The following is a 12,868-nucleotide window of genomic DNA, read 5'->3' as shown; positions in this document are numbered from 1 at the left end:
CATACGGTAGGAGATGCTTTTTTTCATTTATTAATCAGCAGCATGGTTAAACGCCCCTGATCCTATCATTTTGCAAAATAATCAGCATATGCCCGCCCAGATGAAAAAGAGATACGATAACCCCCTTTTTCAGACTAATTCGTGCATTGCAGACCCCGACATACAGGAGTATCGTTAACTATTAAATCCGTTAGTAAAGAATGGATATTTTTATACATCCTCTTACATATAAAGCGAGGTGTCACCCTGATGTCACAGCCATCAGCAGCCACTACGAATCCTACTGCCATATCTGAAACGAAGAATGCCCATAAGCACAGTGCACAGCAAACAACACCCGCTAACAGAACGCTATACAACATCTTGCTGGCTATAAGCTTCGTTCATTTGTTCAACGATTCGATACAGGCGGTTATCGTAGCTATTTTCCCAATTTTGAAAGACTCCATGCAGCTTAGCTACACCCAGATCGGTTGGATTTCGTTCGCCCTGAACGTCACCTCATCCATCTTGCAGCCTGTCATTGGCTTCGCCTCAGATCGCAGGCCTACGCCCATGCTGCTGCCGATTGGCATGTGCTTCACCTTTACAGGCATGCTCGTCCTTGCCTTTGCACCGACTTATGCAGTCGTCATGGCTGCCGTCATCTTCGTTGGCCTCGGCTCAGCGATATTCCATCCAGAAGGAATGCGAGTCGCGCATATGGCTGCCGGCGGGCGCAAAGGGTTGGCTCAGTCCATTTTTCAAGTTGGTGGTAATTTAGGACAGTCACTTGCCCCATTATTAACAAAATGGGTGTTCATTCCCTTCGGACAAATGGGCGCGCTTGGCTTTACTGCTATTGCAGCAGCAGGTATTGCCGTCCAAACCTATATCGCACGCTGGTATCAAGCTTCCTTGAACAACGGCTACGTATTTGCTAAACGCAAACCACAAGGCCAAGTCGACTCAGCTCAGCGTAAAAAGGTATGGACAATAACAGGTATCGTCATCATTCTCGTCTTTGTACGGTCATGGTATTCATCGGCAATCGGCACCTATTACTCTTTCTATTTGATTGAGAAGTATGGATTGTCCATTGATGCAGCTCAAATCTATATTTTCGTCTTTCTGCTCTCTGGTGCAGTCGGTACATTCTTCGGTGGACCGTTAGCAGATCGGTTTGGAAAAAGGAATCTTATCATAGCTTCACTGCTTTCCGTTATTCCATTCGCACTGGTATTGCCCCATTTACCGCTGTCCTGGGCAATGGTGGTGCTTGGCTTAAGCGGTTTCGTCTATTTCACGAGCTTCTCGACTACGGTCATCTATACCCAAGCGCTCCATCCTGGCAGCATCGGTACCGTATCTGGTCTTATAACAGGCTTTGCATTCGGTATGGGTGGACTAGGTAGTTTAGCGATAGGTCAATGGATTGATGTAAGTGGCATTGAAACCGTTATGTTCATATGTGGATTTCTACCGCTGCTCGGCTTATTAAGTCTGCTTCTGCCGAATGACAAGGAGATTGATTCCTGGACTTCGCCAACAAAGGAGTAAGAGTAGGGGAATATAGAAGCGGAGCCGTCGAATATCGGAAAGCTTATACTAGACAAACATCAACACACAAAAATAGCCACCGCAATGGTGGCTATTTTACATAATCTATAAGTATCACTCAAACGAGATTTTGTCTTATCTAGATGCAATTGAAATGCGAATATGAACAGATTGTGGTTGATCACTTAGCAATGCAGCGTATTTTTGCAGCATTTTAGCAGTTGCTACGCCTGAAGCGAAGCCTTGTACATCTAATTGGATATCACCGTTTGCCAAATGAATCTCTTCCTGAATCGGCAAGGAAGGTACATGTACAGTACGACGATCGTTATCAAGTGGAATCGACAAATCATACTTCTTTGTCACTTGATCATAGATTTTGTGCTTCTTCAACCACATATAGTAAGCATTGTTGTGCGGGAATCCTAACCCTTTGCGTATGTCTGATACTTTGTATGTTGCTCTTAAAGATTTAAGCGCCTCAACTTTCTGGTCGTTATCTAACTGTTCCAGCTCGGAAAGTGTAATAGATAGGTCCATAGCTAGCCTCCCTCTTATATTATCAATTTGAAATATTAGAAACATAATAACACTAAAATTGTAAGAAGGAAACGGGATGAACAGCTCTATATACACTTTTTTTTCAAAAAACCGACCCGAAATATGTTATAAATTACATGATATCACCAGTAATATCGAAAACAGTATGGATTTTTTTTCTATTACACCATTGTAATCGTTATATTCGCTCGCTAACTTTTATTTGTACTTTTCCAACTACTACAATTATAATTAGCAATCCAGCCAATACGCATCCCGCAATACGAAGTCCTGTGTCATAGCTGCTCGTCAAGTAACCAATACCCGAAGAACCTCCAACTACACCAAGTGAGAAAAATGCATAGAACATGCCAAATGCTTTACCTTTATCTGCTTCCGAAACATGGCGAATGAGCAGTGTATTCATCGAAGGGAACAGCAGCGCGTAGCCTAAACCGTATACACCCATTGTAATATACATCATCGTCTGATCCGTTGTAAGAGATAATGTCAGTAAAGATGCAATTACAATCCCACCGCCAAGCATAATAAGCTTCAATGGTGCCACTCTATCGAACAATCGGTTCGTCGGCAGCATAAAGACCATAATCGCTACTACACCAAACGTACTCAGCATCATTCCTGAAGCTTGGCCTCCAAATTCCAGGGCATCTGTCTTTATCGGTAACGCGAAAGTAAGGGACCCCATCCCGAACATCAGTGCAAATGCAGCGATATAAGATTGTACAACGGGACGCATAGAGAACAGGGTTCTCAAGCTGCTCTCCGGTTGGAGCCTGCTAGGTTGTGAATCTGTCCGTTCAGCACTGCTCTTACCCCTATTAGAACGTCCACCTTCTGTACGAGGTATAAATATCGTCAATATGACGCCAAGAGCCAACAAAGCGGCTACTGTAAGGAAAGGCGCTTCGAATCCTAGCTTTGCTTTCATAATGCCGCCTGTAGCTGGTCCAATAATCGCAGCTAAGCCAACTGCTGCGCCAGATAAAGCCATCGACTTCCCTTGACGTTCGTTAGGCACATGTCGAGATATTAGGGTGAACACGCTCGGCACAAGCAATCCCCCTGCTAAACCATGTAAAAATCTTACCGCGATAAGCTGGGTATCATTAGTCACTTGTGAGTACAACAGCAAAATGGCGGATGTAAGTATAAAACCAATTAACAGCACACGCTTGCCGCCGTAGCGATCAATCCAACGTCCTGCTGCAATATTGCCCAGCATATTGGTCAATGAATACATACCAATAGCCAGGCCAGCCCCAAGAGAACTCGCTCCTAAGTGAAGCGCATAGGGTCCAACGACTGGCAGTTGTACAAATGTATCCATAAAGCAGATGATAACCAAAATATACATCAATGCTTTCATCTAACTCGTGCAGGAGATCTCTGCCTCTTGAGGGAGGAAGTAATCGTATCGGATCCGCTAGACTTTCACTCAGTCCATTTTGATATCCAACACTTTCCCCTGCCCCTCCTTTCCGAGATAAAATATGGGAGTTGCAGATTATTGCTTCTATCCTCATGAAAAAAGGAATGCGTACATGCATTCCCTTTTATTTTACGTGATTTGCCCATAACACGCGATAGCAGGAAAGCAGAAACGTTACGGAACCTTTCGTTCTGTTCACGGATTCGACATATGATGAAAAAAGGAGTTATCATAGCTGTAACTTCATTCCATCATAAGCTACTTGAATGCCCTCCGGCTCAAATAAATCACATAAATCCTGATGGGTCAGATGTGCATTATGGGAAAAATGCGTCACGATGAAAATAGTCTGTTGATCAGCCACCTTACACGCGATTAGGCGCTCCTTCGTCTTAAACACCTCTGCTGCGTTCATATGCGTACCGGAATCAGGGTCATTTCCCATCGTACATTCCAATATGGCGGCACTCAGTTTGTACCCTTGTTGTCCGCGCTGTTCCAGCCAACTCCATGTCTCATCAGGAAACCAACCGCTGTCATGAGCATGCAGTACGGTTTGACCGTTCTTCTCGATCCAATAAAGCAAACAAGTCTCTTCGTCCATATGATAGGCAGGCAGCGGAACAATCGTCGCAGTACGAGTCGTTGTGGGCACAAACAGCTGCACTCGATGCAGCACATATTTATTCGTTTGACCGATTCGTTCACGGATACGAGCCAAGGGCATATCATGGGCGTAAATATGTATCGGTTCATTTCCTGACTGCGCATACCCTGGCAATCTTGCCTCCAAATCTTCAGCGTACAAATGATCGGAGTGAGAGTGGGTAATGAGCAAATCTTGAATATCCTCCAAATCCAGATTATCACGCAGCATATGCAGCAGTGTATCTGGCGGAAAGTCTATTTTCAACTCATGATCAACCACGACTGAAGTGCGAGTACGGATGTCCTTCCCCTTAAGCTTTCTGGCTTGTTGGCATAGTGTGCAGCGGCAAAATAAAGACGGGATTCCTTCGTAGGCGGCCGTGCCAAGCAAATGGAGCAGCATGTTGAATAACTCCCCCTTTCCCGTTTCCCTTACTATATGCATATGCAGCAGCATGACAAATTCGGTTGTATGAAGGAAAATAGCATCTTCTTCTTTAAAAAAGAGATAGGCTATACGAACCGAGACCATCAAAAGATGGTCTCAGCTTCCAAGCTTATACTCCGTTAATGCACCAAAATGGTCCTCTTACAACCACTCTTTTCCGTGTTCGCGAATGAATCGAAGTTCCTCTTGATAATGGTCATAGTGTCCTTCATCGAGCATTTTTTGAAACGCCATATCGCCTTCTTTGGCTTTCCTTTGAATGGTTTTGCATAATCCTTCTACTCGCAGCAATACCATTTCTAAAAAGCCTTTTTCCATTCCTTCCATACCATAGGAATCAAAAAACAAGGTAATCCTTTGTTTGATTCGCTCAGCATCCTTTAACGAATTATAATAAATGGCTTCGCCTGCTTCCGTATGATAAAGCCTACTTAAAGGAACGCAAGTGTACAGTGTATAGGCGATATCCCAAAGTCTTGGACCAGGAGCAGCCAAATCAAAATCAATCACACCTACTGGCTTTTCGTTATTAAAAATAATGTTATAGATCGCAAAATCATTATGACACATTACCTCAAATGGCTGTGGAGTGTTATCAATGGGCTGCCAACGTTCATCCATAGGAAAATCACTCACCGCATCATGATAGTGACGAAGCATGTTGGCGATTTCTTTTAGAGCTTCATCGGACCGCATGTATGGTTTTAACGGATAATTGCCAGCTGCTCCCTCGATAAAGGATAAGATTTCTCTCCCTTTTTCATCTATACCTAGAAACTTTGGCACACCATTCAAGCCTTTGTTCTCAAGGTGCTTTAGCAATGTATGAATTTTATCACTATCAGGTTTTACTTCTCGTCGAACCGTATCTCCCATACGAGATACACTGGAGACATTTCCTCCTGTTAGTGCTTCTTCTTGTTCGTACTGACTGTTCATTCAAATTCCCCCAAGTTAGGGACTCCATGATTGCGTCAATCGAGATGTATGTTTACCCATAAATAAAAACAGATACATAAAGGTATCTGCTCGGCAATGGGAATATAATTGTCCACACCATGTATCCCTTGAATGATTTAAGATAGACAAATAAACGCATCCTTAACAACCAAGGACCGCCACTGTCTCTATCCAATTAAATAATCATTTCAAGGTATTCCACATGGGTATAGATTCCCCTTTCTTTACATCTCTAAATTAGATGTTACCAGTGATTACTATATAAGAAAAGAATTTTGTATAGGGATAGTCAAACGTCCTTGATATAAAGCAAGGGGGCAAATACGCTAATGGTTGCCACAGAGGCTATTCCGTGCATATGGATGGATTTTGAAATGTAACGGATATGACAGTGCTTATTTGTCAGAGTGAGCGATATCATTTACCCTCATTTGCTAAAATAAGCTCAACTGCAACCGTTACGAATCTGAAATGAACGATTTCACGAAAATAACGTTCATGGCGCCCGTTAGAGGAAGTCGTGTAGGTTATCGCGCGATGCAGCACGGTCTGAAGTCATATCTGCAAAAGAATTATATCTTATTCGATTATTCAGTTAATCGGTTAATCAGCTAATGTGCATGAGAATCTACTTATAGCATTCAAATCACTTGTATTATTGTGTTCAAATGAAATAGCCGAATCCCTATTGGGACCCGGCTATTTTTACTTATTGGTTAGAAGGTTTCGTGCGTCTGGTTGCCACCGCTGCCAACGGATCATCCGGCCAGTAGTGCTTCGGGTAACGGCCTTTGAGGTCTTTTTTGACCTCAAAGTACGTGTTCTGCCAGAAGCTCGCCAAGTCTTGCGTAACCTGCACCGGCCTCTGTGCCGGGGATAGCAGGTGGAGCGTCAGCGGGACGGCGCCGCCTGCGATGCGCGGCGTCTCCCGCATCCCGAACAGCTCTTGCAGGCGCACGGCCAGCACAGGCTGTTCGGGGTTGGTGTAGTCGACAGCGATGCGCGACCCACTCGGCACTGCGATGTGGGTCGGGGCTTCGTCGTCGAGCTGCTGCCGCTGATTCCACGGCAGCAGCCCTTCCAGCAGCGCAGCGACCTGCAGCTTCTGCAGGTCATGGCGGCTGCTGAGGCCGTACAGATGCGGCGCGAGCCAGTCCACCATATTGGCGGTGAGCGCTGCATCTGAGGCATCCGCCCAATCATGAGGGCGATGATGGTGCAGGAACGTGAGCCGTGCTTGTAGTTGGCGTGCAGACTTTGTCCATGGCAACATGCCAATGCCTAGAGGATGTCGGGCTATGCCTTCCATAAGGGCTTCCAACACCTCATCTGCATCGGGGTTCTGACATGACCGCTCACGCAAAACGATAGCACCAAGACGGACCTCTTCTCGTGCTCGAACCGCCTCTGCCGTCTTGTCCCACTCCACGGTGACCCTGTTCTCCATTTGAGCATCCATACACCGCTCCAGAACATCCTTCGTGACTTCGATCGCCAGACGGATACGGCTGTCGGAACCTTGATCGTCCAAATCGATAGCTACGATGTAAGGCGCATAATGGATAGGATGCTGCGCTCTGCCTATACTTGCAGACGAGCCTGCATGCATTGCATTGCCACCATTCTGTCCCGCGAAACTAGCTCCACGACCGTTGCTTAGCAAATACCGCCCATCGTCACGCCGTTTACCGACTCGATCCGGATACGCCATAGCCAATAGTACGCTATACATCTCGCTTACACCGTTGTTGCTTGTTCCAGATGCTTCAGTTGGAATTCTACCAAGGTCTAGATTACTAGCATCACTTGCAGCACTTGAGTGACCCACTTTATATGCATTGTTAGACAACTTTCCAGTTGCTCTTAACTCTCCATCACCTTCGACAAAAGAATTTGGAGAAGCCACTTTCCATTTTTCAACGATGAGCTTAGATAACCTCTTTTCCTCATCATGAATTCGGCGCACAACTGCTTCATCTAATGAGGCCAAACCTCCTGAACCAAGTGTAGATGTGGAGCTAGTAGCATCATTGGAATACTCCTCCCTCTGTACTTGACGATGGGCAAGCAGCAGCTCCAGCCGGAAAAGCAAATCTGGGTTAGAGACAACATATGATGATATTCCCGGATTAGCGGCCGCTCTGACACTGCCGCTTGTACCGCGCAGCAAATCCCGCTCCTGCAGCATCGCTGCCAATAGGCAAGCTTGTTCTACCACACCAAGCTGGATCGCCTTCAACAGCATATGGGCAAGCCGTGGATGCAAACCACTCAGTGCCATCTGGCGTCCATGATGAGTTATGCTGCTGTCCGTGTCCAGCGCACCAAGCTGCCCTAGAAGCTGCTCTGCCTGCTGCAAAGCGGCAATTGGCGGAGACGTCAGCCACATGAGCGAATCCACATCCGTTCCCCAAGCTGCCAATTCCAAAGCCAATGGCGCCAGGTCTGCATCCAATATTTCCGGCAAGCGCTGCTTCGCCAAATGACCGTGTTCAGCTTCTGACCATAGCCTATAGCAAACCCCAGGCCCTAGCCTTCCTGCCCGACCTCGGCGCTGATCAGCCGCGTCTTGTGTGACTCGCTCCGTTACAAGCCTTGTCATACCTGTTCGTGGGGAATAACGAGACACGCGCATCAAACCGCTATCAATGACGATCCGAACACCCTCTACTGTTAAACTCGTCTCCGCGATAGAAGTCGTAAGCACTACCTTGCGCTCTCCATGCTTCGCAGGTGCAATCGCTTCATCTTGAGTCTGCTGCGGCAGTTGACCATGCAGCGGCAGCACACGTAGTTGGGTTATCTCCACCTTTGTGCTATTCGTTTGACGGGACAGTATGTTAGCCAGTTCTTGCTGGACTCGTCGTATTTCGCCAACGCCTGGGAGAAACACAAGCATATCTCCCGTCTCTTCCTGAAGAGCGGCCTCAATCTGTCTTGCTGTCGCTTCTTCCATCCGCTCTTGCACTCGTCGCGGGACATAACGCGTATCCACCGGATACATACGCCCAGCACTGCGGACGATTGGTGCATCTCCTAGCAGCTCAGCTACCGGCTCAGCTGCAATCGTCGCTGACATAACGAGCAAGCGCAAATCTTCGCGCAGTACAGCTTGCGCTTCGAGCGCCAAGCTTAGTCCCAAATCAGCATGCAAGCTCCGCTCGTGGAACTCATCAAAAATAATCAGTCCGACCCCTTCCAATGAGGGGTCTTCCTGCATCATGCGCGTCAGGACGCCTTCGGTCACGACCTCGACGCGGGTAGCCCGGCTCACCCGGGTGTCCATGCGCACCCGGTAGCCAACCGTCTCGCCGACGCGCTCACCGAGCGTCGCCGCCATATACTGCGCAGCCGCGCGTGCCGCCAAGCGGCGCGGCTCCAGCATCACGATGCGCCGGCCAGCAAGCCATGGCGCATCCAACAGCGCCAGCGGGACGCGAGTCGTCTTGCCCGCCCCCGGCTCCGCCACTAACACCGCTCCCGTCCGCGCGCTCAGCACGTCGCGCAGCTCGGGCAATACTTCATCTATCGGCAATGTGCCAGACATTTCATTCACTCCACAATCAGTATCGTATCCTCATCATAGATGACAACAGAACCCAATGCCAACTGTCGATCGTAATTGCACAATCAGACGGACGACGTCATTGCATGAATCAAACAAACTAGCGTCATTACATGAATGAGTCAGTCAAACAACTACAGCCCAACGCTACAAACGAATATCATTTGCAGGTTGGGCTGTTAAGTTAACGTATAACTGCTGCGTATTACTTCTGCTTTTTATTACTGCGTCAGAGATAATCCCAGTTTAGATTAGTGATTAGTGACAATTATGCAGTTATTTAATCAGAAATCACCCCTATTTGATAGATTACCGTCAAAAATACAGTTATTTTAGCTGCTTTACCTATTCAAATGCATAATCAAGAAAAATAAATGCACATTTGTCCTTATTTATAGCAAAATGGAGTTTTCTACTTTAAATACCTGCACTTTTGTCCAGAACAACTTAACTATGCTCCCTACACCTGCACCTGCCCTCAGGTGGGAAATTCGTGTACCAAATTGCTCTATACACCAACTAGCCTTGATTCCGCTTCAAAAATGCGGCAACACGGCGGCAAGCTGTAATATTGTTCTCCCTACGTGAAATACCATGCCCCTCATCATCGAATACAAGGTACTCCACATCGCGCCCCTGTGCACGAAGTGCTTCTACGATTTGATCGGATTCTTCCTTTACGACACGAGGATCATTTGCCCCTTGAATAATAAGCATCGGATTGACCATCTGATCGAGATACGTTATCGGAGAATCTTTTACAAAGCGATCATGATCTCGCTCTGGATCACCAATCCAACGATCCATCATCGGTTTCCAGAACTCAGGTACTGATTTCACAAACGTAAACAGATTACTTACTCCTACAATATCAACCGCCGCACGGAAGTAATCCGCATTGCGCCCTGCCAACAGCAAGGTCATATAACCGCCATAGCTACCACCCATTACAAATAGTCGATCTCGGCTCGATATCCCCTGCTCAAACAGCCAATCCATACCGGCAAGACAATCTTTGCGCGGCCCTTCGCCCCATTCCCGCTCCACAAGCTTCGTGAACGATCGGCCATAGCAGGTGCTTCCGCGGAAGTTCGGGCAGAAAATATGATAGCCCTCAGCGAGCAAGTATTGGAACATCGCACGGAAATGTTTACGTTCCGCATACTGCGGTCCGCCATGCGGCCAGAAGATTGTATAGCCATTAGCCAGTTCATCCTTGGCACGGAACAACAACGCCTCAATTTCCATATCATCGAATGACGTATAGCGTACTGTTTCTGGTGAGACCAGATCTTCATTCGTAACTCCAAGCACGACATTGCGCGTCAGCATCGTCCATTTTCCAGCATCATATCGATAAATATTATCTGGGTCGACTGATCCACGAGCCAAAATATACACTGCCCCTGACTTTACTACATGCATTTGTCCTACAACACTAGTCGGAAGCTTCAGCGCCTCTAAGTTTCCTGTATCATACGCATACACATAAAGTCCGTCCTCTACTCCCTTTTCGGTCAACACATAAATAGAACGGGATTCTTGATGCCAGCGCAGCTCAGACACGTCCTCTTGCGGAATCTCAAATAACACCTGGAACTCTCCTGTTGAGATCGTATATTTTGCTGCATATGCAAATTCAGCCTTATAATCCGTTGTAAAAATAATCGTATCGTTATCAATAAATCGTGCCTTACCTGTTACTTGCTCTTCATCCGCACTGGGTGTTAAGCATGCGTCTACCCCATCTGCTCCTCGAACGAGAGACACACTGTACGTATTAGAATATCCTTTCTGGTACACAATAGTCTGCTCATCCGGACTCACTGCAACCAAAGAGGTCATTGCATCTTTGCCTTCAACAAGTAACTTCTGCTCTCTCGTTTTTAAATCAAGTACATATGTATTTATAAACTGCGGATTGTTCTGTGAAGTCCCATAATAGAGACGCTGCCCATCTTCAGATAGGAAACTAAAGAAAAACTTATCTATCGGCTCTCCCTCTACTAGCTTTAATGGCACTCCACCTTCAGGACGCAGCGCATAGAGATGATAGTTTTCATTTCCGTCATGGTCGAAGCCAGCTAGTATATGGCGGCCTTGTGGATCTATTTTAATAAAATTGCTAGATTGCCCTTGATACGTTAACGGATAAGGATAAGAGATTTCATCTTGAAGCTCGATCGCATACACATCTAACTTTCCATTCATATTCGAACTGAATACGAGTCTTGATTCATCAGTACTTACATCAAAATTACGAATGACAAATGAATTATAATACTGTTCTGCATCAGGCTTTGGAAAATTGATCATGGAATGCTCCCCCTATAAGATATCATCTTAGTTGTTAAAAAGTGGATGAACACTTTTCATCATTATATAGAGTCGATTCGCTTAATACAACCAACTTCAAAAGGAGGCATGCTCCGCCTAGAGACTTAGATGAGAAATCAGCAAATGCAAATGTCCGTACTAGCCCATTGACATGAAAATTTTCCAATGATATGATAACAGCCAATCAAAATACCAAGTAATCACGTAGGTATTATATGTCTACCGGACAACCGGAGATGACCACCACTTCTTTATGGGAATGAAGAGGGAGGCATCTCCTTTTTTTCGTTCCTTAAGTGGCCCTTATAGTGGAACTGCTAGGTAAGATGACTGGCCGTATTGCATTCATAACTAAGGAAAAGGGGCGTGGAGAACATGCTGCTAAAAACGATTCGTACATGGAAACTTATTGCTATTGGAGCTTTATTGTTGATGGTGCTGAGCGGTTGCAGCGGCGGTGTGCAGCAGCAGAACGCCGTGGCTGAGGGAAAGAATGGAAGTAAAGCTAAAGTTTTTCGAATCGGTTATCAAAAATACGGGGTACCCAACTTCCTAAAAGTACGCGGAGGGCTCGAAAAAAGATTGGAGCAAGACGGAGTGACTGTGGAATGGACCGAATTCCCTGGCGGGCCGCAGCTGCTAGAAGCACTTAATGTCGGCAGCATTGATCTCGGGCATACCGGTGAAGCGCCGCCAATCTTTGCGCAAGCGGCTGGAGCTCCGCTCGTTTATTTAGCTCATGAAGCATCGCGTCCGCACAGTGAAGCCGTTCTCGTCCTCAAAGACTCCCCCGTTCAATCTATTGCTGACCTTAAAGGCAAAAAGATCGCATTAAACAAAGGCTCAAACGTTCATTATCTGCTCGTAAAGCTGCTGGAGCAGGCTGGACTTCAATATAGCGATGTAAAGCCTGTGTTCCTACCGCCTGCTGATGCAAGAGCTGCATTCGAGCGCGGAAGTGTGGATGCATGGGCGATTTGGGACCCCTACCTCGCATCGGCTCAAAAGAACCTCGATGTAAGAATCGTTGCCGACGGTGAAGGCGTCGTGAATAACTTTGAATTCTATCTGGCTGCGCGCAGCTTCGCAGAAAACAATCCTGCTATTATTGACGCTTTATTTGAGGAACTAAACAAAGCTGGAGATTGGGCCAACGCCAATCATAAAGAGCTGGCAAAGCTGTTATCCCCACAGCTTGGCATCGATATCCCTTCCCTAGAACTGGCCTCTAGCAGACGGGAATACAACAGTGTTCCGATTAGCGACAACGTTGTCGCGGAGCAGCAAAAAGTGGCTGACACCTTTGCCAAGCTCGGCTTGATTCCGAAGCCGATACAGGTCAAAGACGCACTACCAAACCACAAATAAAAACAGGGTA

8 protein-coding genes are annotated in these 12,868 nt (G+C 46.5%); 2 read left to right on the top strand and 6 right to left on the bottom strand.

Annotated elements, in window-relative coordinates:
- Positions 1-249: 249 nt before the first annotated feature.
- Positions 250-1,539, top strand: a complete 1,290-nt coding sequence (locus tag NQ117_RS13095; RefSeq protein ID WP_258278475.1) for an MFS transporter — start codon at positions 250-252, stop codon at positions 1,537-1,539.
- Between the two features lie 135 nt (positions 1,540-1,674).
- Here the strand turns inward: NQ117_RS13095 and NQ117_RS13090 are convergent, their stop codons facing one another.
- The 6 genes from NQ117_RS13090 to NQ117_RS13065 all read right to left on the bottom strand — a co-directional run bounded on the left by NQ117_RS13090 (position 1,675) and on the right by NQ117_RS13065 (position 11,469).
- The gene (locus tag NQ117_RS13090; protein ID WP_258278474.1) at positions 1,675-2,079 is read right to left on the bottom strand and encodes a hypothetical protein; all 405 of its coding nucleotides are present in this window, start codon (positions 2,077-2,079) and stop codon (positions 1,675-1,677) included.
- Between the two features lie 199 nt (positions 2,080-2,278).
- On the bottom strand, positions 2,279-3,469 hold the full coding sequence (locus tag NQ117_RS13085; protein ID WP_258278473.1) for an MFS transporter: 1,191 nt from the start codon (positions 3,467-3,469) through the stop codon (positions 2,279-2,281).
- Between the two features lie 292 nt (positions 3,470-3,761).
- On the bottom strand, positions 3,762-4,583 hold the full coding sequence (locus NQ117_RS13080; RefSeq protein ID WP_258278472.1) for an MBL fold metallo-hydrolase: 822 nt from the start codon (positions 4,581-4,583) through the stop codon (positions 3,762-3,764).
- Between the two features lie 186 nt (positions 4,584-4,769).
- Positions 4,770-5,567, bottom strand: coding sequence for a phosphotransferase (locus NQ117_RS13075; RefSeq protein ID WP_258278471.1), 798 nt, complete (start codon positions 5,565-5,567; stop codon positions 4,770-4,772).
- A gap of 730 nt (positions 5,568-6,297) precedes the next feature.
- The gene (gene hrpB / locus NQ117_RS13070) at positions 6,298-9,135 is read right to left on the bottom strand and encodes an ATP-dependent helicase HrpB (protein WP_258278470.1); all 2,838 of its coding nucleotides are present in this window, start codon (positions 9,133-9,135) and stop codon (positions 6,298-6,300) included.
- A 537-nt stretch (positions 9,136-9,672) separates the two neighbouring features.
- Positions 9,673-11,469, bottom strand: coding sequence for a S9 family peptidase (locus NQ117_RS13065; protein WP_258278469.1), 1,797 nt, complete (start codon positions 11,467-11,469; stop codon positions 9,673-9,675).
- Between the two features lie 396 nt (positions 11,470-11,865).
- Between NQ117_RS13065 and NQ117_RS13060 the strand changes: the two genes are divergently transcribed.
- Positions 11,866-12,858 (top strand): sulfonate ABC transporter substrate-binding protein, encoded by a 993-nt coding sequence (locus NQ117_RS13060; protein WP_258278468.1) that lies wholly within the window; start codon positions 11,866-11,868, stop codon positions 12,856-12,858.
- Positions 12,859-12,868: the final 10 nt, after the last annotated feature.

This window comes from Paenibacillus sp. SC116 (genome assembly GCF_024733555.1).
Taxonomy (GTDB): Bacteria; Bacillota; Bacilli; order Paenibacillales; family Paenibacillaceae; genus Paenibacillus_B.
The sequence above is the reverse complement of the archived record's forward strand: the minus strand, read 5'-3'. Positions and strand labels throughout refer to the sequence as shown.